The organism is Streptomyces sp. CRN 30 (genome assembly GCF_034105845.1).
The window spans coordinates 1-24,196 of record NZ_JAVRHI010000536.1 but is presented as its reverse complement, the minus strand read 5'-3'; the positions used below and the strand labels follow the sequence as shown (position 1 = coordinate 24,196).

The window sequence follows — 24,196 nt, the reverse complement described above, 5'->3', positions numbered from 1 at the left end:
CGTCGGGCGTCCCGGGCCACCCGCCCCACGGGCCACCCGTCCCCCGGGCCGGCGTCCCGGGCCACCCGTCCCCCGGGCCACCCGGCGCCCCCGCCAAGGCACTCACGCCGTGGCCGCCCCCGGTGGGGTCAGTTGGTGGGTCAGCCAGGTGGGGACTCCGCCCAGGAGGCGGAAGAGGCGGCGGGCCTCTGCCAGGAGGCGGCTCGCCTCCGGTTCGGACTCGGTCTCCGCGAGGGAGGCCAGGGCCGGGGCCGTGCCGACCAGGTAGCCGAGTTCCTCGCGGATGCGGAGGGACTCGGCGAAGCCGTGCCGGGCCTCCGCCAGTTCGCCGTCGCGCAGGGCCAGTCCGGCCAGGTGCCGCCAGGTGAAGGAGAGCAGCAGCGCGTCGGCGTGCGCCGCGGCCCCCGCGTGCGCCCGCCGGTACGCCGCCCGCGCCGCCTGCGGGGACCGGGTGAGGTTCTCGGCGAGCAGCCCGCGCCGGAAGTCCAGCAGGGCCCGCTCCGGCGCCCCCGGCGCGATCAGCGCCGCCGCCCGGCCCAGCGCCGCCCGCGCCTCGTCGGCCCTGTCCCGCACCCCGTGCAGTGTGGCCGCGTACGCGAGCTGCCCCCGCTCGCACGCGGCGGCCCCGCGTTCGTCGTCGCCGTCCGCCAGCGCCTCGGCGGTGCGCAGCGCGTCCTCCGCCTCCGCCCAGCCCTGTTCGGTGTACAGACACCGCTCCACCAGCAGCACGGCCCGCTGGAGCGCGGCGGACGCGGTCACCGGCTGCAGCAGTGCCGCCGCGTCGGCCCAGCAGGCCCGCGAGCGCAGCCGCCATATCGCCGTCCGGAGCGGATCGTCACTGGCGTTGGTTCCCGTACCGGACATGGCGGGGTGCGCCACGTTGCCCTCCCTAGCACGCCGTCGAGCCCGAGTGGTGGCCGCATCTCAGCATGGATCGACCGGCCCGGCCAAGAGGGTGGGTGAAAGATTTCACAAAGTATGGGGAGGGAGAAGACGCGGGCGCCGGCGGCTCGCGCGCCCGCCCCGGGGCTGTGATCAGCTCATCCGCAGTGCCAGGAAGAAATCCAGCTTGTCCTCCAGCCGCGACAGATCACGCCCCGTCAACTGCTCGATCCGCCCGACGCGGTAGCGCAACGTGTTGACGTGCAGATGCAGCCGCGCCGCGCAGCGCGTCCAGGACCCGTCCGAGTCGAGGAACGCCTCCAGCGTCGGGATCAGCTCGGCCCGGTGCCGCCGGTCGTAGTCCCGCAGCGGGTCCAGGAGCCGCGCGGTGAACGCGCGGCGCACGTCGTCCGGGACGAAGGGGAGAAGCAGGACGTGCGAGGCCAGTTCCTGGTGGCCCGCCGCGCAGACCCGTCCCGGCCGGGCGGCCGCCACGCGCCGGGCGTGCCGCGCCTCCTCCAGCGCGCCGCGCAGCCCCTCCGCCGAGTGCACGGCCGCGCTGACGCCGACGGTCACCCGCCCGTCCCCGTCGAGACCGGCCGTCAGCGGGTCCCGTACGGCCTCCAGCAGCGCGTCCGCGAGCACCCCCGCCTCCGACCCGTCGTGCTCGCTGGAGACCGCCGGCAGCGGTACGAGCGCGACCGCCTCGTCCCCGACGTGCGCGACGGCGATCCGGTCGGAGTGCTCCGGCCCCGGCGTGCGCGGGTCGACGAGTATCTCCTCCAGCAGCGCCTGCGCCACCTGGCCCGTCTCGATCCCGTCCGCCTCGGCCCACTCGACGCGCGCCACCACGACCTGCCAGTGCGGGGCCGCGCCGAGCCCAGGCAGCAGCACCGGCGCGGCGACCCGCAGCCGCGCCGCGATCTCCGCGGGCGCCGCGCCGGACTGCACCAGTTCCAGGACCTCCTGCGCGAGCCGCCGCCGCACCGTGCGCGCCGCCTCCCGCCGGTCCCGTTCGACGGCGATGAGCTGGGTGACGCCGTACAGCAGGTCCAGCCGTTCCTCCGCCCAGTCCCCGGCGTCCGCCTCGACGGCGAGCAGCCAGTCGGAGAGCACCGTCTCCCGTACGTCCCGGGGCGCCCCGGCGGCCGCCCGGGACGCGCCCGTCCGCGCCGGACGGCCGTTCCCCCCGTTCCGTACCGGGAAGACGCTGTACGTCGTCCCGTCGAGCGTCGCCCGGTGCGGTGCCCGGCGTCCCGCGCGGGTCGCCGCGAGGTGCTCCGCCGCGAGCCGCGCCCGCACGTCGGCGGGGAGCGCCGGGCCCTCCGTCTCGGAGCCCGCGACCTGCCGGCCGGTCGGCGACAGCACCCAGGCCCGCAGGTCCAGGTCCGAGCCGAGCAGCTCAAGGACGACGTCCGGGCCGCCGCCCGCCGGACCGGAGGTCATCATCCGGCGGTGCCGGTCGACCACCGCCGCGAGGTCCCCGGCGCGCTCCCCGGAGACCTGCCGCACCACGTGCTCGGTGATGGTCGCGAACGCCACCGACTCGTGCACCGCGAACAGCGGCAGCCGGTGCCGCGCGCACGCCGCCACCAGGTCCTCCGGGACGCTGCCCAGCTCCGCCTCGCCCGCCGCCAGCGCCGCCACCTGGGCCTGCACCAGGATCTGGACGAAATTGTCGGAGTCGGCGGCCTCGTGCCGCCACGCCAGCCCCGTCAGCACCAGCTCCCCGCCCGACAGGTAGCGGCTGGGGTCGCGCAGGTCCGTGGTCATCACGCCCCGCACGGTCCGGTCCAGCTCGTGCTCGCCGCCGAGCAGTTTCAGGCCCAGCGCATCGGTGTCCAGCAGTGCGCGCAGCCGCATTCTCGTCGCCGCCGTTCTCTGTCTCGTCTGTCTCGAAGAGGTGTTCCAGGTCACGCGGATGTGTCGCGCGTTTCCACAGGAAGTCGAAGGGGTTACTGAGGGCCTCCGTTCATACGAATCTACAAGATGCCCGCCCTGGCCAGCCAACTCCTTCATGGTTTCTGCGACTGACCCTGGTGGAGCACAGAGCTGTGTACTGAGCCCACTCCACGTGAACAGCACATGAACGAGCCCGTTCCGCCGCACACGGTGTGGCTCGATCTGTACGACCCACACGACGGACTCACACGACGAAGAAGAGAGCCAGTCATGGATTTCCTTCGCCCCGCCTGCTGGGAGGAGGCGCTCGCCGCCAAGGCCGAGCATCCCGCCGCCGTACCGATCGCGGGTGGCACCGACGTGATGGTCGAGATCAACTTCGACCACCGCCGGCCCGAGTACCTGCTGGACCTGACCCGCATCGGCGAGCTGACCGAGTGGGAGACCGGCGGGGACAGCGTCCGGCTCGGTGCCTCCGTGCCCTACACGAAGATCATGGAGAACCTCCGCACCGAACTGCCGGGACTCGCCCTCGCCTCGCACACGGTCGCCTCCCCGCAGATCCGCAACCGCGGCGGCGTCGGCGGCAACCTCGGCACCGCCTCCCCGGCCGGCGACGCCCACCCGGCGCTGCTCGCCGCCGGCGCCGAGGTCGAGGCCGCCTCCGTGCGCGGCACCCGCATGATCCCGATCGACGACTTCTACACCGGCGTCAAGCGCAACGCCCTCGCGCCGGACGAGCTGATCCGCGCCGTGCACGTGAGGAAGGCCGACGGCCCCCAGCAGTTCTCCAAGGTCGGCACCCGCAACGCCATGGTCATCGCCGTGTGCGCGTTCGGCCTGGCCCTGCACCCCGAGAACCGTACGGTCCGCACCGGCATCGGCTCGGCCGCGCCCACGCCGGTCCGGGCGAAGGCCGCCGAGGAGTTCCTGAACGCGGCCCTGGAGGAGGGCGGCTTCTGGGACAACGGGGAGATCATCACTCCCGCCGTCGCCAAGCACTTCGCCGACCTGTGCTCCGCCGCCTGCAACCCGATCGACGACGTCCGCGGCACCGCGAGCTACCGCCGCCACGCGGTGGGCGTGATGGCCCGCCGCACCCTGACCTGGACCTGGGAGTCCTACCGCGACGGCCACCGCGCCGCCTTCCGGAAAGGGGGAGCCGCCTGATGCGCGTCAACCTCACCGTCAACGGACGGCCGCAGGAGGCCGACGACGTCTGGGAGGGCGAGTCCCTCCTGTACGTGCTGCGCGAGCGGCTCGGCCTGCCCGGCTCCAAGAACGCCTGCGAACAGGGCGAGTGCGGCTCCTGCACGGTCCGCCTGGACGGCGTGCCGGTCTGCTCCTGCCTGGTCGCCGCCGGACAGGCCGAGGGCCGTGACGTCGTCACCGTCGAGGGCCTCGCCGACCACGCCCGGCAGCGCGCGGGCGCGACCGGCACCGGCGGTACGACCCTGGAGGACGCCCGGCGTTGGCAGGCCGCCGACGGCGGCGGACTCGCCCCGGTCCAGCAGGCGTTCATCGACGCCGGCGCCGTCCAGTGCGGCTTCTGCACCCCCGGACTGCTGGTCGCCGCCGACGAGATGCTGGAGCGCAACCCGGCCCCGTCCGACGCGGACATCCGCGAGGCGCTCTCGGGCAACCTGTGCCGCTGCACCGGCTACGAGAAGATCATGGACGCGGTCCGGCTCGCCGCCGCCCGGCAGCAGTCCGAGGAGGTCCGACCATGACCGCACCGGCCACCGGCGCCCCCACGAAGATCACCCAGGGTTCCCCGACCAAGGGCGGGATCGGCGAGTCCACGCTCCGCCCGGACGGCATCCTCAAGGTCACCGGCGAGTTCGCGTACTCGTCCGACATGTGGCACGAGGACATGCTCTGGGGCCAGATCCTGCGCTCCACCGTCGCGCACGCCGAGATCGTCTCCATCGACACGAGCGAGGCCCTCGCGCTGCCCGGCGTGTACGCCGTCATGACCTGGGACGACCTGCCCACCGAGGTGCGGAACTACGGCCTGGAGATCCAGGACACCCCCGTACTCGCCCACGGCAAGGTCCGCCACCACGGCGAACCGGTCGCGATCGTCGCCGCCGACCACCCGGAGACCGCCCGCCGCGCCGCCGCGAAGATCCACGTGGAGTACCGCGAGCTGCCGGTCATCACCGACGAGGCGAGCGCCACCGCCCCGGACGCGCTCCTGGTCCACGACAACCGCACCGATCACCACGCCGGCCACGTCCCGCACCCCAACATCGTCCACCGCCAGCCCATCGTGCGCGGCGACGCCGACGCCGCCGCCGCGCGCGCCGACGTGATCGTCACGGGCGACTACACCTTCGGCATGCAGGACCAGGCGTTCCTCGGCCCGGAGTCCGGACTCGCCGTCCCCGAGGAGGACGGCGGCGTCCACCTCTACATCGCCACCCAGTGGCTCCACTCCGACCTGCGCCAGATGGCGCCCGTCCTCGGCCTGCCCGAGGACAAGGTGCGGATGACGCTCTCCGGCGTCGGCGGCGCGTTCGGCGGCCGCGAGGACCTGTCGATGCAGATCCACGCCTGTCTGCTGGCGCTCCGCACCGGCAGACCCGTCAAGATCGTCTACAACCGTTTCGAGTCGTTCTTCGGGCACGTCCACCGCCACCCCGCCCGGCTCCACTACGAGCACGGCGCGACCAAGGACGGCAAGCTCACCCACATGCGCTGCCGGATCGTCCTGGACGGCGGCGCGTACGCCTCCGCCTCCCCGGCGGTCGTCGGCAACGCCTCCTCCCTCTCCGTCGGCCCCTACGTCGTCGAGGACGTCGACATCGAGGCGATCGCCCTCTACACCAACAACCCGCCCTGCGGCGCGATGCGCGGCTTCGGCGCGGTCCAGGCGTGCTTCGCCTACGAGGCGCAGATGGACAAGCTGGCGAAGAGGCTCGGCATGGACCCGGTGGAGTTCCGCCGGCTCAACGCCATGGAACAGGGCACCCTCCTGCCCACCGGGCAGCCCGTCGACTCCCCGGCGCCCGTCGCCGAACTGCTGCGCCGCGTCAAGGCGATGCCCATGCCGCCGGAGCGCCAGTGGGAGTCCAGCGAGGGCGCCGACGTACGCCAGCTGCCCGGCGGCCTGTCCAACACCACGCACGGCGAGGGCGTCGTCCGGGGCGTCGGCTACGCGGTCGGCATCAAGAACGTCGGCTTCTCCGAGGGCTTCGACGACTACTCCACCGCGCGGGTGCGCATAGAGGTGATCGGCGGGGAGCCGGTGGCCACCGTGCACACCGCGATGGCCGAGGTCGGCCAGGGCGGCGTCACCGTCCACGCGCAGATCGCCCGTACGGAGCTGGGCGTCACCCAGGTCACCATCCAGCCCGCCGACACCGAGGTGGGCAGCGCCGGCTCGACCTCGGCCTCCCGGCAGACGTACGTCACCGGCGGCGCGGTCAGGAACGCCTGCGAGCTGGTCCGCGAGAAGGTGCTGGAGCTGGGCCGCCGCCGCTTCGGTTCGTACCACCCCGCCTGGGCCACCGCCGAACTCCTCCTGGAGGGAGGCAAGGTCGTCACCGACGGCGGCGAGGTCCTGGCGCACCTCGCGGACGTCCTCGGCGAGGAGGCGGTCGAGGTCGAGGAGGAGTGGCGGCACCGGCCGACCGAGCCCTTCGACCCGCGCACCGGGCAGGGCAACGGCCACGTCCAGTACTCCTTCGCCGCGCACCGGGCCGTCGTCGAGGTCGACACCGAACTCGGCCTGGTCAAGGTCGTCGAACTGGCCTGCGCGCAGGACGTCGGCAAGGCGCTCAACCCGCTCTCCGTCGTCGGCCAGATCCAGGGCGGCACGACGCAGGGGCTCGGCGTCGCCGTGATGGAGGAGATCGTCGTCGACCCCCGTACGGCGAAGGTCAGGAACCCCTCCTTCACGGACTACCTGATCCCCACCATCCTCGACACGCCGACCATCCCGGTCGACGTGCTCGAACTCGCCGACGACCACGCGCCGTACGGTCTGCGCGGCATCGGCGAGGCCCCCACCCTGTCCTCCACCCCGGCGGTCCTCGCGGCGATCCGCGCGGCCACGGGTCTTCAGCTGGACCGCACCCCGGTCCGCCCGGAACACCTCACCGCCAGGTGAGCCCCTGGTCCGGGGGACCGAGTCCCCCGGACCGATCCTCTCTTCCTGTTCGCCTCGGGCCGTCCCCCGGGTCGTGCACTTCCCAAATCCCGAGGCCGCCGAAGGCGGCTTCCGGGTGCCCCTGTGAACCTTGGGAGACGGCACCATGACCCAGCAGTCAGCGGAGCCCACGACCACCGCCGAGGACGCGGGCGCGGGTTCCCGCGTCCCGGCCGGCCGGTCGTGGCTCGACCGCTATTTCCACATATCCCGGCGAGGCTCGACCGTCGCGCGCGAAGTGCGCGGCGGCGTCACCACCTTCATGGCGATGGCGTACATCCTCCTGCTCAACCCCCTGATCCTGTCCGGCGAGGACGCGGCCGGGGGCACCCTCGCGGCCAAGGCCCTGATCACGGCCACGGCGTTCGCGGCGGCCCTCACCACCCTGCTGATGGGCTTCGTCGGCAAGGTGCCGCTCGCCCTCGCGGCGGGCCTCTCCGTCTCCGGAGTCCTCGCCTCGCAGGTCGCCCCCGCGATGACCTGGCCGCAGGCGATGGGCATGTGCGTGCTGTACGGCGCGGTCATCATGCTGCTGGTCGTCACCGGCCTGCGCGAGATGATCATGAACGCGATCCCGCTGGCGCTCAAGCACGGCATCACCATGGGCATCGGCCTGTTCATCGCCCTGATCGGCCTGTACAAGTCCGGCTTCGTCCACCAGGGCGAGGCCACCCCGCTCGCCCTCGGCCCGGCCGGCGAGCTGACCGGCTGGCCCGTGCTGCTCTTCTGCTGCACCCTCCTGCTGATCTTCACGCTCCAGGCCCGGAACGTCCCCGGCGCCATCCTCATCGGCATCGTCACCGGCACGGTCGTCGCCGCCGTGCTCAACGCCACCGGGGTCATCGACCCCGGGCAGTGGGCGGGCGGCGCCCCCGAACTGCACGGCAGCGCGCTCTCCCCGCCCGACTTCTCGCTCTTCGGCCACGTCGAGTTCGGCGGCTGGGGCGAGGTCGGCGCCATGACCGTCGGCATGATCGTGTTCACGCTCGTGCTCGCCGGGTTCTTCGACGCGATGGCCACCATCATCGGCGTCGGCACCGAGGCGAGGCTCGCCGACGACCGGGGCCGCATGCCGGGCCTGTCCAAGGCGCTCTTCATCGACGGCGCGGGCGGCGCGATCGGCGGTGTCGCGGGCGGCAGCGGCCAGACCGTGTTCATCGAGTCGGCGACCGGCGTCGGCGAGGGCGCCCGTACCGGCCTCGCCTCCGTCGTCACCGGCGGCCTCTTCGCCGCCTGCCTGTTCTTCACGCCGCTCACCGCGATCGTGCCGCAGGAGGTCGCGTCCGCCGCGCTGGTCGTCATCGGCGCCATGATGCTCATGAACGCCCGGCACGTGGACTGGGCGGACCGGGCGACCGCGATACCGGTCTTCCTGACCGTGGTGCTGATGCCGTTCACTTACACCATCACCACCGGCGTGGCCGCCGGCGTCATCGCGTACACCGCCATCAGAACGGCCGAGGGCAGGGCACGGGAGGTCGGAACCTTCATGTGGGTCCTGACGGCGGTCTTCCTCGTCTGGTTCGCCCTCGGCCCGATCGAGAGCTGGCTGGGCGTGCACTAGCCCCGGCCAGGGAACCCGTCCACCCGCACCACCACCGCCGAGGAGAACGACAGATGCTGGACATCGCCGAACAGCTGCACCGGTGGGTCGAGCAGGGACGTGACTTCGCCGTGGCCACCGTCGTGGCCGTCGGCGGCAGCGCCCCCCGCCGGCCCGGAGCCGCCCTCGCGGTCGACACCGAGGGCACGGCGGTCGGATCGGTCTCCGGCGGCTGTGTGGAGGGGGCCGTCTACGAGCTGTGCGAGCAGGCGCTCCAGGACGGCGAGACCGTCGTGGAGCGCTTCGGCTACAGCGACGAGGACGCCTTCGCGGTTGGCCTGACCTGCGGCGGGATCATCGACATCATGGTCACGCCGGTACGTGCCGAGGACCCCGTGCGGCCGGTCCTCGCCGCCGCGCTGGCCGCCGCGTCCCGGGGCGAGACGGCGGCCCTCGCCCGCATCGTCCGGGGCCCGGACGAACTGGTGGGCCGCGCGCTCACCGTCCGCCCCGACGGCTCCTACGGGGGCGGTCTCGGCGCCCGCCCCGAACTGGACGGCACCGTCGCCGCCGAGGCCCGCGCCTTCCTGGACGCGGGCCGCACCGGCACCCTGGAGATCGGCGAGCGGGGCTCGCGCTGCGGAGCGCCGCTCACCGTGCTCGTGGAGGCGTCGGTGCCGCCGCCGCGGATGATCGTCTTCGGCGCCATCGACTTCGCGGCGGCGCTGGTGCGGGCCGGGAAGTTCCTCGGCTACCGGGTCACCGTCTGCGACGCGCGGCCCGTCTTCGCCACCGAGGCCCGCTTCCCCGACGCCGACGAGGTCGTCGTCGCCTGGCCGCACGCGTACCTGCGGCGCACCGACGTCGACGCCCGTACCGTCCTGTGCGTCCTGACCCACGACGCCAAGTTCGACGTACCGCTGCTGGAGCTGGCGCTCAGGCTGCCGGTGGCGTACGTCGGCGCGATGGGCTCGCGCCGCACCCACCTGGACCGTGACCGGCGCCTGCGCGAGGTCGGCCTCACCGCCCCGGAGCGGGCCCGGCTCAGGTCCCCGATCGGCCTGGACCTCGGCGCCCGCACCCCCGAGGAGACGGCGCTCTCCATCGCCGCGGAGATCGTCGCCGCCCGGCGCGGCGGCACGGGCGTCTCGCTGACCGGGGCGCACACCCCGATCCACCACGACGCGCCGCCCGCCGCGGCCCGGCCTCAGCCGATGGGCGCCGGCATCGGCACGACCTCGTAGGCGAGGGTGATGGTGTCGCCGGTCGCCGGGTCGCCCAGCTCCACCCGCCAGCCCTCGGCGAACTGGTCCACGTCCGCGGCCATTGGGATGGTCCCGGAGATCAGCACCGTGCCCGGCACCAGCTCGCCCCGCTCGCGCAGCACCTGGGCCCAGTAGGCCGGGGTCAGCAGCTCGGCCAGGGTGCCGTCCTGGATGAGGGTCCCGGCGCCCTCCGGGCCGACCCAGGCGCGCAGCGTCAGCTCGTCGACGCGGTCCTCCACGTCCGCCAGCCGCCAGGCGCGTCGGGCCAGCACGTCCGGGCCCGCGTTCTTGCTCCAGGCCACCCCGTGCACCTCCAGCTCCCGGTCGGTGTGGTCGCAGGCCGCCGTCAGCAGCAGCTCACCGCCGTCCGCGACGACCAGGGCCCACTCCGCCTCGCCGGACGTCCGCGCGTGCTGCGCGGGCACGGTACCGGTCTGCTGCGCCAGATAGGGCGACACGGGGTACAGGGCGGGGATGACGGACGGCGCGGGTACGCCCAGTTCCGCCAGTTCGGCGACGTGCGCGGCGACGTCGTCCTGGCTGCGTCCGGCGTACCCGGCGTTGAGCAGCAGCCGGACGTCGACGTCGCGGGTCGAACCGTCGGGCAGCTCGAAGGTCAGCACGGCCATGGGGGACTCCAGACGTGGTTTCGGATGGGTTAACTTCCGGCGCAGGGCTTGCGCATACGACCTGTATACAAGAAGTATGCCGACAGGTCCACGTACGTCGAAGCAGGTCAGTAAGGACTACGCATGCAAGACACCAGGCCGGACAGTTCCGGCATCCGCCGTGCCTTCTTCGCCAGCCTCACCGGCACCGCCCTGGAGTGGTACGACTTCGCGGTGTACTCCGCCGCGGCGGCGCTGGTCTTCGGGGACCTCTTCTTCCCCTCCGAGGACCCACTGACCGGCACCCTGCTGGCGTTCTCCACCTACGCGGTCGGCTATGTCTCCCGGCCGCTCGGCGGGATCGTCTTCGGCCGCCTCGGCGACGTCATCGGCCGCAAGAAGGTGCTGATCGCCACGTTGGTGCTGATCGGCGCCGCGACCTTCCTGATCGGCGTGCTGCCCGCCTACTCCACGATCGGCGTCGCCGCTCCCGTCGCCCTGGTCCTGCTCCGCTTCGCCCAGGGCGTCGGCGTCGGCGGCGAGTGGGGCGGCGCGGTCCTGCTCTCCAGCGAGTTCGGCGACCCCAAGCGGCGCGGCTTCTACGCCTCCGCCGCGCAGATCGGACCGCCCGCCGGCAATCTGATGGCCAACGGCGTGCTGGCCGCGCTCGGCGCGTGGCTCACCGAGGACCAGTTCGAGAGCTGGGGCTGGCGGGTCGCGTTCCTGATCTCCGCCGCGCTGGTCGGCTTCGGACTGTGGATCCGCGCCAAGCTGGAGGAGACGCCGGTCTTCAAGGCGATGGAGACGGAGCAGGACCGGCCCCAGGCGCCGGTGCGCGAGGTGTTCACGACCCAGCCCCGCGGGCTGATCGCCGCGATCCTCAGCCGGGTCGCCCCCGACGTGCTGTACGCGATGTTCACCGTCTTCGTCCTCACCTACGCCACCGACGAACTGGACATGTCCCGCGGCTCCGCGCTCTCCGCCGTACTCATCGGCTCGGCCCTGCAGATCTTCCTCATCCCGCTGTCCGGCGCCCTCACCGACCGCGTCAACCGGCGGCTGGTCTACGGGGTGGCCGCCGTGGCGACGGCCGTGTGGCCGTTCGTCTTCTTCCCCATGGTCAGCGGCGGTTCCTGGCCACTGCTGGCCCTGGGCACAGTGGTGGCCCTGGTCCTCCACTCCCTGATGTACGGTCCCCAGGCCGCCTTCATCGCCGAGCAGTTCTCGCCTCGCCTGCGCTACACCGGCTCCTCGCTGGCGTACACCCTGGCCGGGGTCATCGGCGGTGCGGTGGCTCCGCTGCTGTTCACCGCGCTGCTCGGCGCGTTCGACAGCTGGGTGCCGCTGGCGGGGTACATCGCCCTCACCGCGGTGATCACGGTGGTGGGCCTGGCGCTGGGCCGGGACGCCGACAGCGCGGAGGACGAGGACGCGCGCCTGGTGGAGCGGGCGCGGGACCACGAGCCCGCCGCGCGGTGAACTCGCGGCAACCGGTCGAACGAAGGGATTCGGAACCCATGCGCATCGCACTCAGCCAGCTGACCACCGGCACCGATCCGGCGCGGAACCTGGCGCTGATCGAGGAGGAGACGCGCCGTGCCGCGGACGCGGGCGCCCGGCTCGTGCTCTTCCCCGAGGCGTCCATGGTCTGCTTCGGCACCTCGCTGAAGCCGGTCGCCCAGCCGTTGGACGGCCCCTGGGCCGACGGGCTCCGCGGAATCGCGGCGGCGGCCGGGACCGTCGTGGTCGCGGGGATGTTCACGCCCGCGCCGGACGGCCGGGTCACCAACACGCTGCTGGCCACGGGGCCGGGGGTCGAGGCGTCCTACGACAAGATCCACCTGTACGACGCGTTCGGGTTCGCGGAGTCCGACACCGTGGCGCCGGGTTCGCGGGTCGTCACCATCGACGTGGACGGGGTCCGCCTCGGCCTCGCGACCTGCTACGACGTCCGCTTCCCCGAACTGTTCCGGGCGCACGCGGACGCGGGGGCGGTGGCGACGCTGCTGGCGGCTTCCTGGGGCGCCGGGCCGGGGAAGCGGGAGCAGTGGGAGCTGCTGGTGCGGGCCCGTGCGCTGGACGCGACCCTGTGGGTCGCGGCTGTCGATCAGGCCGATCCCGCGGCGAGCGGTGTCGATGTACCGGCGAAGGCGCCGACGGGGATCGGGCACAGCCTGGTCGCCGGGCCGGACGGGACGGTCCGGGCGGCGGCCGGCGCGGGGCCGGAGCTCGTCCTGGCGGACGTGGACGCGGAGGAGGTCTCCAGGACCCGCGAGAAAATCTCGGTCCTGGCCAACCGCCGCCTCCAACAGTGACGGCCCCGTCCCGGCCGATCGCGCAGTTCCCCGCGCCCCTAGAGGGGCCCGGGCAACCGCCCGAGCAACCACGACGCACCCGCAGGTGACTCTCAAGGGGCGCGGGGAACTGCGCGACCAGCCACGACGCACCCGCAGGTGACTTCCAAGGGGCGCGGGGAACTGCGCGACCAGCCACGACGGACCCGCGGGTGAGTTTCAAGGGGCGCGGGGAACTGCGCGGAAGGGCGTGCCGGGCCCCGCCTGTTCACCCCGCCAGCAGAACGCGCAGCGTCGATCCCAGGTGGGCGTCGATCGCCGCACACGCACCCCCGGCATCCCCCGCCACCAACGCATCCAAGATCGAACGATGTTCGGCCAACACCGCGTCCTGCCGGTTACGGACGTTGAAAAGCGCGACCACCCCCGCCCGCACCTGCCGGCTCCGCAGCCCCTCGTAATGCCGGTCCAGCAGTCCGTTGCCCACCGCCGACACCAGCGTCATGTGGAACTGCTGGTCCACCGCGATGAACTCCCGCGCCTGGTCCGCCCCGGTCAGCCCGTGCTGCCGCTCCAGCAGCTCCTCAAGCCGCCGCAGCGGGCGCCGGTCCCCGGCGATCACCCGCTCCGCCGCGTACCGCTCGACGATGCCGCGCAGCTCCATCAGCTCGGTGATCTCGCGCCCGGACAGCGGGGCGACCCGCGCCCCGCGCTTGGGGACGAGCTGCACCAGGTCCTCGGCGGCGAGCAGCAGCAGCGCCTCCCGGATCGGGGTGCGCGAGACGCCGATCCGGTCGGCGAGTTCCTGCTCGGAGAGGAACTCCCCCTGCATCGCGGGGTCCGTCAGCACGGTCTCCTTGAGGTAGGCGTACGCCTTGTCCCGTCCGGACGTCACCCTGGCCCCCTGGCTCGCATACAACTCGTATACAGAGGAAGCTACCACGGCGGGACCCCGGCCGGACCGGACGCCGAGACGCTCAGACGGTGAGGACGAGTTTGCCCAGGGGATGCCCGCTCTCCAGGTGCCGCACGGCCGCCGCGGCCCGGTCCAGCGGGTACGCGCGGTCGACGACCGGCACCAGCACGCCCTTCTCGGTGAACTCCGCGAGGGTCATGAGGTCCCGCCGCCGGACCACCGCGACCAGCGGGCGGAACCGCTGCCGTACGGCGACGGAGAGCAGCGCCCCGCGCAGTTGCCGGTCGAGACCGCCGAGGAACGGGCCGCCGTTCTCGCCGCCGACGAAGACGACCGTGCCGCGCGGGGTGAGGACACGGCGCAGGTGCCGCAGGGGGCGGTTGCCGGCGGCGTCCAGGACGAAGTCGTACCGGTCGGGGCGGTCGGTGAGGTCCTCGCGCGTGTAGTCGACGACATCGGCGGCGCCCAGCGCGCCGACCAGCGCCGCGCCGGCCGGTCCGCAGACGCCGGTGACCTCGGCGCCGTAGTGGACGGCGAGCTGGACGGCGTACGTGCCGACGCCGCCGGAGGCGCCGATGACCAGGACCCGGCGGCCGGGGGCCGGGCGGGAGACGGCGAGTGCCTGGAGCGCGGTGACGCCGGAGACGGGGAGGACCGCGGCCTGTTCGAAGGAGAGGCCGGTGGGTTTCGGGGCGATCTTGTCGGCCTTGGCACGGGTGTACTCGGCGAAGGAGCCCTCGCAGGCGCCGAAGACCTCGTCCCCGGGCCGGACGGAGGTGACGCGCGCGCCGACCCGTTCCACGACACCGGCGGCGTCCCAGCCGGCGACCGGGTGGGCGGGCCGGCGCAGGCCCACCTGGGGGCTGAGCCGGGCGACGTAGGGGCGGCCGGTCAGCAGATGCCACACGCTGGGATCGACGCCGGCGGCGCGGACCCGGACGAGCACCTCGTCGTCGCCGGGGACGGGACGGTCGATGTCGTCGAGGGCGAGGGATTCGGCCGAACCGAAGGAGCGCTGGACGATGGCCTTCATCGATCTCTCCTTGACCGGGGGCGGGGGAGCGCGCCCGCCCGGACCGCTCCGCGCGGCGCACGCTCGGATGGTCCCGACGCCACGCGCCGCCCACCAGTCACCGGCCGGCAGATCGGTCAGGAACCGGTCACCCCGTCCACCCCCGTGGACACCCCCTCCGCCGGACCCGGTCCGGTCACGGCTGCCGCAGCAGCCGGTTGACCGCGCGGCCGAACACCAGCCGTCCGGAGCGGGCCAGTATCCCGTCGAACACCGACGGCAGCAGGCGGACGGAGAGGTCCTCGTGCCACCGCACCCGGGTCCGGCCGCCCGGCCCGGGGCGGACCTCGATCTCCGCCCAGCCGCGGACCAGACGGCCGCGCTTCTCCAGACGGCAGCGGCCGGGGGCGCCGTCGCGCGGGGGTTCCCAGACGGTGACCTCCATCGGGTCGTCGAAGCCGAGCGGGCCGAGGCCCGTGCGGGCCGTGAAGCGGGTACCGGGTCCGGTGGGCGGGGGAGTGGTGACGCGGACCCGGGTCAGCGGGACCGCGTCGCCGTGCCGGTGCCACTCGGTGAGCCGGCGCCAGGTCTCGTCCAGCGGGAGCGGCGCCGTGCGTTCGAGGAAGAAGGTGGCCACGCCACGATCGTAGGGAATCGCCCGCCCGACCTCGTACTCCTGTCGGCCGCGTCACCCGGGACGGTCGCGGTCGCCCGGCGGCTGCCGAATGGGAGTTCGAGGTACGGAAGGGGGTGCCGGGTTACTCGCCGAGACGAACGTGCACGCGAGAGTGAGGAGAGTCCCGTGAGCGAGAGCCTCGCGAACGGCCGGTCCTGGCGCCGCGCCCTGGTCACCGGCGGCGCCGGATTCGTCGGATCCCACCTGTGCGGCCGGCTGCTCGACGCCGGTACCGACGTCGTCTGCCTCGACAACCTGGCCACCGGCGCCCGCGTCAACGTCACCGCGCTGGAGCGCGAGCACCGCTTCCGCTTCGTGCACGCCGACGCCACCGACCCCGCCGCGCTGCGCGGGCTGCCCGGCCGCTTCGACCTGGTGCTGCACTTCGCCTGCCCGGCCTCGCCGCTGGACTACCTCCGCCTGCCGCTGGAGACCCTCGACGTCGGCTCCACCGGCACCCGCAACGCTCTGGAACGGGCCCACGCCGACGGCGCGCGCTTCCTGCTCGCCTCCACCTCCGAGGTGTACGGCGACCCGCTGGAGCACCCGCAGCGCGAGAGCTACTGGGGCAACGTCAACCCGGTCGGGCCGCGCAGCGTCTACGACGAGTCCAAGCGGTTCGCCGAGGCGCTCACCACCGCCCACCGCCAGGTGCACGGCACCGACACCGCCATCGTCCGGATCTTCAACACCTACGGGCCCCGGATGCGCACCGGCGACGGCCGCGCCGTGCCCACCTTCATCGCGCAGGCGCTGGACGGCGTACCGCTCACCGTCGCCGGCGACGGCGGCCAGACCCGCTCCCTGTGCTACGTCGACGACACCGTGGACGGCGTCCTCGCGCTCGCCGCGTCCGGGGAGAGCGGGCCGGTGAACATCGGCGGCGCCGAGGAGATCACCGTGCTGGAGCTGGCCCGGCGGATCGTCGGCCTCACCGGCTCCGGCTCCCGCATCCGCTTCGTCGACCGCCCCGTCGACGACCCCGGGCGCCGGCGCCCCGACACCACCCTCGCCCGCGAACGGCTCGGCTGGGAGCCCCGCACCGACTGGAACGAGGGGCTGGAGCGCACCATCGGCTGGTTCGCGCACGCCGTGGCGGCCTGACGGCGGACCGCCGGCCACTACCGAGAGTGGTTATGTCGCTTCTGTCGGGAATTGAGTTGTTTCCAAGTGTTTGAGGCAGCTGTCCCGCGGCACCCGCGACCCGGAAGAAACACCAGGACGGAGCACCCCATGCGCATCCTCGGTATCAACGCCCTGTTCCACGACCCCGCCGCCGCCCTCGTCATCGACGGCCGGACCGTCGCGGCCGCCGAGGAAGAGCGCTTCAGCCGCCGCAAGCACGGCAAGCGCCCCGTCCCGTTCTCCGCCTGGGAGGTCCCCGAGCTGTCGGCCCGCTGGTGCCTGGAGCACGCCGGGATACGGCCCGAGGAGCTGGACGCCGTCGCCTACTCCTTCGACCCGGGGCTCGCCCGGCCCGCCCGCGACCTCGGCCTGGACGACCCGTGGGACCCGCTGCGCCTGGAGTACGCGCGCCGCGCCCCCGACTTCCTCGCCGCCGCGCTGCCCGGCCTCGACCCCGACCAGGTCGTCTTCGTCCCGCACCACGTCGCGCACGCCGCGTCCGCGGGACCCGCCTCGCCCCACCCCGACAACGACGTCCTGGTCCTCGACGGCCGCGGCGAGTGCGCCTCCCACCTGGCCGGCCGCTACCGCGACGGCAAGCTCGACACCCTCGCCACGCAGCTCCTGCCGCACTCGCTCGGCCTGGTCTACGAGGAGCTGACCGAACACCTCGGCTTCCTGCGCAGCAGCGACGAGTTCAAGGTGATGGCCCTCGCCTCCTACGGCACCCCGCGCTTCGCCGACCGGCTGCGCGAGCACGTCCACGCCACCGGCGACGGCGGCTTCCGCGCCCACGGCGTCGACTGGGCCGCCCTCGCGCCCGCCCGCCGCAAGGACGAGGAGTGGACCCGGGACCACGCCGACCTGGCCGCCAGCGCGCAGGCCGTCCTGGAGGAGGCCCTCCTCGACCTCGTGCACTGGCTGCACCGCGAGGCCGGCGGCGACTCCCTCACCCTGGCCGGCGGCGTCGCCCTCAACTGCGTCGCCAATTCGCGGATCGCCGCCGAGGGCCCGTACCGGAACGTCTGGGTGCAGCCCGCCGCCGGGGACGCCGGGACCGCGCTCGGCGGTGCCCTGCACGTCGCCGCCGCCCGGGAGGGCACCGCCCCCGAGCCGATGGACGGCGCCGACCTCGGCCGCGGCTGGCGCGACGACGAGATCCGCGCCTGGCTGGAGACGGCCGCCGTCCCCTACGAGGAGCCCGCGGACATCGCCGAGACCGTCGCCGAGGAACTCGCCCGGGACGGCGTCGTCGCCTGGTTCCAGGGCCGCAGCGAGTACGGGCCCCGCGCCCTCGGCCACCGCTCCCTGCTGGCCCACCCCGGCCGCGCGGAGAACCTGGAGCGGCTGAACGCCGTCAAGGGCCGCGAGGAGTTCCGGCCCGTCGCCCCCATGGTCCTGGCCGAACGCGCCGCCGAGATCTTCGACGGGCCGGTCCCGAGCCCGTACATGCTCTTCGTGCACGGCGTCGACCCGGCGTGGCGGGACCGCATCCCGGCCGTCGTCCACGTGGACGGCACCGCCCGCATCCAGACCGTCGAGACGCGCCGCGAGCCGCTCGTCGCACGGATGCTGAACGCCTTCGAGCGGCGCACCGGGCTGCCCGTCGTCGTCAACACCAGCCTCAACACCGCCGGACGGCCCATGGTCGACGACCCGCGCGACGCCCTGGAGTGCTTCGGCTCCGCGCCGGTCGACCTCCTCGCCATCGGGCCGTTCGCCGTCCGCCGAGGGAAGGCGTTCGCATGAGCGGCCACCGGAAGGGCGACGCGGCGGGCGCGGGCTCCACCAGCGGCTACGCCGTCGTCATCCCCACCCTCGCCCGGACCACGCTCGCCGACTGCCTCGGGGCGCTGGCCGCCTCGACCGGCCCGAAGCCGGACGAGATCGTCCTCGTCGACGACCGCCCCGTCACCGACGCCGGCACCGACCCGGGCCCCGACGCCCTGGAGCACCCGCTCACCGTCCTCGGTGAACTCCGCGACCGCACCCTGGTGGTGCGCAGCGGCGGGCGCGGACCGGCCGCCGCCCGCAACACCGGGGCGCGCGCGGTCACCGCCCCCTGGACGGCGTTCCTCGACGACGACGTGCAGGTCGGCCCGCACTGGTGCGACCAGCTCGCCCAGGACCTCGCCGACACGGCGCCCGACACCGGCGCCGTGCAGGGCGTGATCGCCGTGCCGCTGCCGGGGGAGCGGCGGCCCACCGACTGGGAACGCGGCACCGCCGGACTCGCCACGGCCCGCTGGATCACCGCCGACATGGCGTACCGCACCGAGGCCCTCAAACAGGTCGGCGGCTTCGACGAACGCTTCACCCGCGCCTTCCGGGAGGACGCCGACCTCGCGCTGCGCGTCCTCGACGCCGGGTGGCGCATCCGGCAGGGCCGCCGCACCACCCGCCACCCGGTGCGGCCCGCCTCCCGCTGGGTGTCGCTGCGGCAGCAGCGCGGCAACGCCGACGACGCCCTGATGCGGCGCCTGCACGGACCCGACTGGTGGACCAGGGCGGTCGCGCCCCGGGGCCGCATCCGCCGCCACGTCGCCGTCACCGCCGCGGCTGTCGCCGCCGTCGCGCTCGCCGCCGCGGGCCGCCCCCGGGCCGCCGCCCTCGCCGGGCTCGGCTGGGCCGCCGGCACCGCCGAGTTCGCCTGGGCCCGCGTCGCCCCCGGACCCCGTACCCGCGACGAGGTCACGGCCATGGTCGTCACCAGCGTGCTCATCCCGCCGGCCGCCACCTGGCACCGGATCGGCGGGGTGTGGCGGCACCGGTCCGCCCCCGCCTGGCAGGAGGTCGCCGCATGAGCACCGTCAAGGCCGTCCTGTTCGACCGCGACGGCACCCTCGTCCACGACGTCCCCTACAACGGCGACCCAGCCCGGGTCGAGCCGGTCGACGGCGCCCGTGAGGCACTCGGCCTGCTGCGCGCGCACGGCATCCGCACCGGCGTCGTCACCAACCAGTCCGGCGTCGCCCGCGGCCTGCTCACCGACGCCGACGTCCGCCGCGTGCACGCCCGCCTCGACGAACTCCTCGGCCCCTTCGACGTGTTCGCCGTCTGCCCGCACGGCCCCGACGACGGCTGCGCCTGCCGCAAGCCCCGGCCCGGCATGATCCTGAAGGCGGCCGGGCGGATCGGCGCCGACCCCGCCGACTGCGTCGTCATCGGCGACATCGGCGCCGACGTCGAGGCCGCCCGCCGGGCCGGCGCCCACGGCATCCTCGTCCCGAACACCGCCACCCGCCCCGAGGAGACGGCCACCGCCGACCATGTCGCCCCGAACCTCCTGACCGCCGTACGGGCCGTCCTGACCGGCCCGCCGAAGGGCCGGGTGCTGGTGGACGAGCGGCCTCTCGAAGCGGCGTACGCGCCGGCCACCGGCGGGACCGACCCCTGCGGGAGGCCGCGATGAGAGCCCTCGTCAGCCGGCTCGACAGCTTCGGGGACGTGCTGCTCGCCGGGCCGGCCGTACGGGCCGTCGCCGCGCGGGCCGGCCACCTCACCCTGCTGTGCGGCACCCACGGCGCGCCCGCCGCGCGGCTGCTGCCCGGCGTCGACGAGGTACTGGTGTGGGACGCGCCCTGGGCCGGCTTCCGGCCGCCCGCCGTGGACCGGGCGGACATCGACGCGCTCGCCGACCGGATCGACGCCGACACCGGCATCGTCCTGACCTCCTTCCACCAGTCCCCGCTGCCCACCGCCCTGGTGCTGCGGCTGGCCGGCGTCCGCCGCCTCGCCGCCGACAGCGTGGACTACCCCGGCACGCTGCTCGACGTACGGCATCAGCGCGACCCGCACCTCCACGAGGCCGAGGCGGCGCTGGAGCTGGCCGAGGCCGCGGGCTTCCCCCGCGTCGACGACGGACGGCTCGCGGTGCGCCCCCCGCCGGACACCGCCGCGCTCACCGGCAGCGGCCCCTATGTCGTGCTGCACCCCGGCGCCAGCGTCCCGGCCCGCGCCTGGAGCCCCGAGCGCGCCGCCGAGGCCGTACGCGAACTCGCCGCCGCCGGACACCGCGTCCTCGTCACCGGCGGCCCCGGCGAACGCGACCTCACCGCGTACGTCGCGGGCGGCCACGGCACCGACCTCGGCGGCCGCACCGGCGCCCCCGAACTCGCCGGTGTCCTCGCGGGCGCGCGCGCCGTCGTCACCGGCAACACCGGCCCCGCCCACCTCGCCGCCGCCGTCGGCACCCCCGTCGTCTCCCTGTTCGCACCGGTCGTCCCGGCCGAACGCTGGGGACCGTACGGGGTGCCCTGCGTCCTCCTCGGCGACCAGGACGCGCCCTGCGCCGGGAGCCGGGCCAGGGAGTGCCCCGTACCCGGCCACCCCTGTCTGAACACCGTCACCGCCACCGACGTGGCGGCCGCCGTCGAGAAACTCGTGGGTGAGACGTCATGAGGATCCTCATCTGGCACGTGCACGGGTCGTGGACCACGGCGTTCGTGCAGGGCCCGCACACCTGCCTCCTCCCCGTCACCCCCGACCGCGGCCCCGACGGCCTCGGCCGCGCCCGCACCTGGGACTGGCCCGAGTCGGTGATCGAGGTCCCGCCCGAGCGGCTGCGCGACGAGGAGATCGACCTCGTGGTGCTGCAACGCCCGCACGAGATCGACCTCGTGGACCGGTGGCTCGGACGGCGGCCGCCGCTCGTCTACCTGGAGCACAACGCGCCCCACGGCGACGTGCCCGACACCCGGCACCCCGCCGCGGACCTCCCCGGCGTCACCCTCGTCCACGTCACCCACTTCAACCGGCTGATGTGGGACGCGGGGCACACCGAGACCACCGTGATCGAGCACGGCATCGTCGACCCCGGCCCCCGCTGGACCGGCGAACTCGGCCGGGCCGCCGTCGTCGTCAACGAACCCGTCCGGCGCGGCCGCACCACCGGCACGGACCTGCTCCCCGAGTTCGCCCGCGCCGCCCCCCTGGACGTCTTCGGCATGGGCACCGAAGGGCTCGCCGAGCACCTCGGCATCCACCCCGACCGCTGCCGCACCCAGGACGTCCCGCAGCACGACCTGCACACCGAACTGGCCCGGCGCCGGGTCTACGTCCACCCCGTGCGCTGGACCTCGCTCGGCCTCTCCCTGCTGGAGGCCATGCACCTCGGCATGCCGGTCGTCGCGCTCGCCACCACCGAGGTCACCGAGGCCGTACCGCCCGGCGCCGGAGTGGTCTCCAACCGCATCGACGTACTGACCGACGCCGTACGCGACTTCCTCGCCGACCCGCACCGCGCCCGCGCGGCCGGCGAGAAGGCCCGAGCGGCGGCCCTCGCCCGCTACGGGCTGTCCCGCTTCCTCACCGACTGGGAGCGGCTGCTGAAGGAGGTGACCCGATGAGGATCGCCATGGTGTCCGAGCACGCGAGCCCGCTCGCCGCGCTCGGCGGCGTCGACGCCGGAGGACAGAACGTCTACGTGGCACGGCTCAGCGAGGAACTGGCCCGCCGCGGCCACGACGTCACGGTCTACACCCGCCGCGACACCCTCGACCTGCCCGACCGGGTGCCGCTGCCCGGCGGCGCCGTCGTCGAGCACGTCCCCGCCGGACCGGCCGAGGTCGTGGCCAAGGACGGACTGTTCCCCTACATGCCCGCCTTCGGCGCCCACCTGGCCCGGGTCTTCACCCGGGAACGGCCCGACGTCGTGCACGCCCACTTCTGGATGTCCGGCCTCGCCGCCCAGATCGGCGTCCAGCCGCACGGCATCCCGCTCGTGCAGACCTTCCACGCCCTCGGCACCGTCAAGCGGCGCCACCAGGGCCTCAGGGACACCAGCCCCTACGAACGGATCGGCGTCGAGCGGCAGATCGGCCGCTCCTGCGCCCGCGTCCTCGCGACCTGCACCGACGAGGTCGTCGAACTCGGCGACATGGGCGTGCGCCCCAGCCAGATCTCCGTCGTGCCCTGCGGCGTGGACTCCCGGCACTTCCGGCCCGGCGCCGACACCGGCCGCGCCCCCGCGCGACGCCACCGCCACCGGCTCCTCGCCTGCGGCCGGCTCGTTCCCCGCAAGGGCTACGACCAGGCGATCCGCGCCCTCGCCCACATCCCCGACGCCGAACTCCTCATCGCCGGCGGGCCGCCCGCCGACGACGTCGACACCGATACCGAGGCCCAGCGGCTGACCGGCATCGCGCGCCGCGCCGGTGTCGCCGACCGGGTACGGCTGCTCGGCGCGGTCGGCCCCGAGCACATGCCGACCCTCATCGGCAGCGCCGACGTGGTGCTGTGCACCCCGTACTACGAGCCGTTCGGCATCGTGCCGCTGGAGGCCATGGGCTGCGGCGTGCCCGTGCTCGCCACCGACGTCGGCGGTCACCGCGACTCCGTCGCCGACGGCGTCACCGGCCGCCTCGTCGCACCGCACAGCCCCGAGGCCATCGCCGACGTCGCGCGGGTCCTGCTGCCCGACGAGCGGCTGCGCCGCGCCTACGGCACCGCCGGCCGCGAACGCGTCCTTCGGCACTACACGTGGCGGCGCGTCGCCGACGGCGCCGAACAGGTCTACCGCCTGACCGTCGCCGACCACGAACTCTCCAAGGAGGTGGCGTGATGACCGTGCACCCGCCCGTCGTCGGCCACTGCGACGAACTCCAGGCCGCGCTCGCGGCGTTCCGCGCCTCCGCGCACACCACCCAGCGCTGGGGCGAACAGCTCGCGGCCGTGCTCACCGGCGGCGGCCGGCTGCTCGCCGCGGGCAACGGCGGCAGCGCCGCGCAGGCCCAGCACCTCACCGCCGAACTCGTCGGCCGCTACCGCGAGGACCGGCCGCCCTACTCCGCGATCGCCCTGCACGCCGACACCTCCTCCACCACCGCCATCGCCAACGACTACGGCGTGGACGAGGTCTTCGCCCGGCAGGTCCGCGCCCACGGCCGCACCGGCGACGTACTGATGCTGCTGTCCACCTCCGGCGCCAGCGCCAACCTGCTCTCCGCCGCGGACGCCGGACGCGCGGCCGGGATGCGGGTGTGGGCCCTGACCGGCTGCGAACCCAACCCCCTGATGGCGGGCAGCGACGAGTCCCTGTGCGTCGAGGCCGCGACGACGGCCACCGTCCAGGAACTCCACCTCGTCGCCGTGCACATGGTCTGCGCGGCCTTCGACGCCGCCCTGGACCGGGGCGCCCGCGGAAGGGACACCCATGCGTGAACCGATGCGTGCGAAGTCACCGCTGGTCGTCGTCGGCGACGCGCTCCTCGACCGGGACCTGACCGGCTCCGCCGACCGGCTCGCGCCGGACGCGCCCGTGCCCGTCGTGGCCGAGTGCGCCGAGCGGGTCCGGCCGGGCGGCGCCGCCCTCGCCGCGTACCTCGCCGCCCGCGACGGACGCGACGTCACCCTGGTCACCGGCCTCGGCGACGACCCCGCCTCCGCCGAACTGCGCGCGCTCCTCGAACCCTGGCTGACCCTGGTGCCGCTCCCGCTGAGCGGCACCCTGCCGGAGAAGACCCGCGTCCTGGCCGCAGGGCGGCCCGTCGTCCGCCTCGACCGGGGCGGCGGACGCGCCCGCGCCGCCGGCGACGACGCCCGCGCCGTGCTGCGCTCCGCGCCCGCCGTACTCGTCTCCGACTACGGCCGGGGCGCCGCCGACGCGCTCCGCGAGGAACTCACCGGCCACCCGCCGCTGGTGTGGGACCCGCACCCGCGCGGCGGCGCCCCCGTGCCCGGGACCCGGCTGGTCACGCCCGCCGAGAAGGAGGCGCACGGCTTCGCGCCCGGCGAGGCCCGCCCGGACGGCACGCTGCGGGCCGCCGCGCACGCCGCCGCCGACCTGGTCCGCGACTGGAAGGCCGCCGCCGTCGCCGTCA

At 74.4% G+C, this 24,196-nt stretch carries 21 protein-coding genes and 1 pseudogene; 16 read left to right on the top strand and 6 right to left on the bottom strand.

Annotated elements, in window-relative coordinates; all coding sequences use genetic code 11:
- Positions 1 to 102: 102 nt before the first annotated feature.
- Positions 103 to 879: a hypothetical protein gene (locus UW392_RS62480; RefSeq protein WP_320784420.1), complete on the bottom strand. Its 777-nt coding sequence runs from the start codon at positions 877 to 879 to the stop codon at positions 103 to 105.
- A gap of 156 nt (positions 880 to 1,035) precedes the next feature.
- A complete protein-coding gene (locus UW392_RS62475) occupies positions 1,036 to 2,745 on the bottom strand; it encodes a PucR family transcriptional regulator (protein WP_320784419.1) in 1,710 nt (569 codons plus the stop codon).
- Between the two features lie 309 nt (positions 2,746 to 3,054).
- On the opposite strand from UW392_RS62475, the gene UW392_RS62470 reads away from it, so the two are divergent.
- The 5 genes from UW392_RS62470 to UW392_RS62450 all read left to right on the top strand — a co-directional run bounded on the left by UW392_RS62470 (position 3,055) and on the right by UW392_RS62450 (position 9,724).
- The gene (locus UW392_RS62470) at positions 3,055 to 3,954 is read left to right on the top strand and encodes a xanthine dehydrogenase family protein subunit M (protein WP_320784418.1); all 900 of its coding nucleotides are present in this window, start codon (positions 3,055 to 3,057) and stop codon (positions 3,952 to 3,954) included.
- The gene (locus tag UW392_RS62465) at positions 3,954 to 4,514 is read left to right on the top strand and encodes a (2Fe-2S)-binding protein (RefSeq protein ID WP_320784417.1); all 561 of its coding nucleotides are present in this window, start codon (positions 3,954 to 3,956) and stop codon (positions 4,512 to 4,514) included. The genes UW392_RS62470 and UW392_RS62465 overlap by 1 nt, the downstream gene beginning before the upstream one ends.
- Entirely contained in the window at positions 4,511 to 6,898 is a 2,388-nt protein-coding gene (locus UW392_RS62460) for a xanthine dehydrogenase family protein molybdopterin-binding subunit (protein ID WP_320784416.1), read from the top strand. The genes UW392_RS62465 and UW392_RS62460 overlap by 4 nt, the downstream gene beginning before the upstream one ends.
- Positions 6,899 to 7,043: 145 nt before the next feature.
- Positions 7,044 to 8,501 carry an NCS2 family permease gene (locus UW392_RS62455; RefSeq protein WP_320784415.1) on the top strand — a complete coding sequence of 486 codons (1,458 nt, stop codon included), beginning with the start codon at positions 7,044 to 7,046 and terminating at the stop codon, positions 8,499 to 8,501.
- A gap of 53 nt (positions 8,502 to 8,554) precedes the next feature.
- Entirely contained in the window at positions 8,555 to 9,724 is a 1,170-nt protein-coding gene (locus UW392_RS62450; protein WP_320784414.1) for an XdhC/CoxI family protein, read from the top strand.
- On the opposite strand, the gene UW392_RS62445 is transcribed toward UW392_RS62450, so the two are convergent.
- A complete protein-coding gene (locus UW392_RS62445) occupies positions 9,688 to 10,374 on the bottom strand; it encodes a DUF2848 domain-containing protein (RefSeq protein WP_320784413.1) in 687 nt (228 codons plus the stop codon). The genes UW392_RS62450 and UW392_RS62445 overlap by 37 nt on opposite strands.
- 123 nt (positions 10,375 to 10,497) lie before the next feature.
- Here UW392_RS62445 and UW392_RS62440 point away from each other — a divergent pair, with 123 nt between their 5' ends.
- Both UW392_RS62440 and UW392_RS62435 read left to right on the top strand, forming a co-directional pair.
- Positions 10,498 to 11,832, top strand: coding sequence for an MFS transporter (locus UW392_RS62440; protein WP_320784412.1), 1,335 nt, complete (start codon positions 10,498 to 10,500; stop codon positions 11,830 to 11,832).
- A 38-nt stretch (positions 11,833 to 11,870) separates the two neighbouring features.
- The gene (locus tag UW392_RS62435; RefSeq protein WP_320784411.1) at positions 11,871 to 12,668 is read left to right on the top strand and encodes a carbon-nitrogen hydrolase family protein; all 798 of its coding nucleotides are present in this window, start codon (positions 11,871 to 11,873) and stop codon (positions 12,666 to 12,668) included.
- Between the two features lie 247 nt (positions 12,669 to 12,915).
- Here the strand turns inward: UW392_RS62435 and UW392_RS62430 are convergent, their stop codons facing one another.
- The 3 genes from UW392_RS62430 to UW392_RS62420 form a co-directional block, all read right to left on the bottom strand.
- The gene (locus tag UW392_RS62430; RefSeq protein WP_320784410.1) at positions 12,916 to 13,542 is read right to left on the bottom strand and encodes a GntR family transcriptional regulator; all 627 of its coding nucleotides are present in this window, start codon (positions 13,540 to 13,542) and stop codon (positions 12,916 to 12,918) included.
- Positions 13,543 to 13,624: 82 nt separating this feature from the next.
- Complete coding sequence (locus UW392_RS62425) at positions 13,625 to 14,596, bottom strand: NAD(P)-dependent alcohol dehydrogenase (RefSeq protein ID WP_320784409.1); 972 nt, start codon at positions 14,594 to 14,596, stop codon at positions 13,625 to 13,627.
- Between the two features lie 175 nt (positions 14,597 to 14,771).
- A complete protein-coding gene (locus UW392_RS62420; protein WP_320784408.1) occupies positions 14,772 to 15,212 on the bottom strand; it encodes an SRPBCC family protein in 441 nt (146 codons plus the stop codon).
- A 165-nt stretch (positions 15,213 to 15,377) separates the two neighbouring features.
- Between UW392_RS62420 and UW392_RS62415 the strand changes: the two genes are divergently transcribed.
- The 9 genes and pseudogenes from UW392_RS62415 to UW392_RS62375 all read left to right on the top strand — a co-directional run.
- Complete coding sequence (locus UW392_RS62415) at positions 15,378 to 16,355, top strand: NAD-dependent epimerase/dehydratase family protein (protein ID WP_320784407.1); 978 nt, start codon at positions 15,378 to 15,380, stop codon at positions 16,353 to 16,355.
- Between the two features lie 129 nt (positions 16,356 to 16,484).
- Entirely contained in the window at positions 16,485 to 18,125 is a 1,641-nt protein-coding gene (locus UW392_RS62410; RefSeq protein WP_320784406.1) for a carbamoyltransferase, read from the top strand.
- A complete protein-coding gene (locus UW392_RS62405) occupies positions 18,122 to 19,180 on the top strand; it encodes a glycosyltransferase family 2 protein (protein WP_320784405.1) in 1,059 nt (352 codons plus the stop codon). Before UW392_RS62410 ends, UW392_RS62405 begins: the two co-directional genes overlap by 4 nt.
- Positions 19,177 to 19,788, top strand: a complete 612-nt coding sequence (locus UW392_RS62400) for an HAD family hydrolase (RefSeq protein WP_320784404.1) — start codon at positions 19,177 to 19,179, stop codon at positions 19,786 to 19,788. Before UW392_RS62405 ends, UW392_RS62400 begins: the two co-directional genes overlap by 4 nt.
- Positions 19,785 to 20,777 carry a glycosyltransferase family 9 protein gene (locus tag UW392_RS62395; RefSeq protein ID WP_320784403.1) on the top strand — a complete coding sequence of 331 codons (993 nt, stop codon included), beginning with the start codon at positions 19,785 to 19,787 and terminating at the stop codon, positions 20,775 to 20,777. Before UW392_RS62400 ends, UW392_RS62395 begins: the two co-directional genes overlap by 4 nt.
- Positions 20,774 to 21,724 carry a glycosyltransferase gene (locus tag UW392_RS62390; protein WP_320784402.1) on the top strand — a complete coding sequence of 317 codons (951 nt, stop codon included), beginning with the start codon at positions 20,774 to 20,776 and terminating at the stop codon, positions 21,722 to 21,724. Before UW392_RS62395 ends, UW392_RS62390 begins: the two co-directional genes overlap by 4 nt.
- The gene (locus UW392_RS62385; protein WP_320784401.1) at positions 21,721 to 22,938 is read left to right on the top strand and encodes a glycosyltransferase; all 1,218 of its coding nucleotides are present in this window, start codon (positions 21,721 to 21,723) and stop codon (positions 22,936 to 22,938) included. Before UW392_RS62390 ends, UW392_RS62385 begins: the two co-directional genes overlap by 4 nt.
- Complete coding sequence (locus tag UW392_RS62380; RefSeq protein WP_320784400.1) at positions 22,938 to 23,537, top strand: SIS domain-containing protein; 600 nt, start codon at positions 22,938 to 22,940, stop codon at positions 23,535 to 23,537. Before UW392_RS62385 ends, UW392_RS62380 begins: the two co-directional genes overlap by 1 nt.
- A gap of 4 nt (positions 23,538 to 23,541) precedes the next feature.
- Positions 23,542 to 24,196, top strand: a pseudogene (locus UW392_RS62375) (D-beta-D-heptose 1-phosphate adenosyltransferase); the annotation flags it as partial.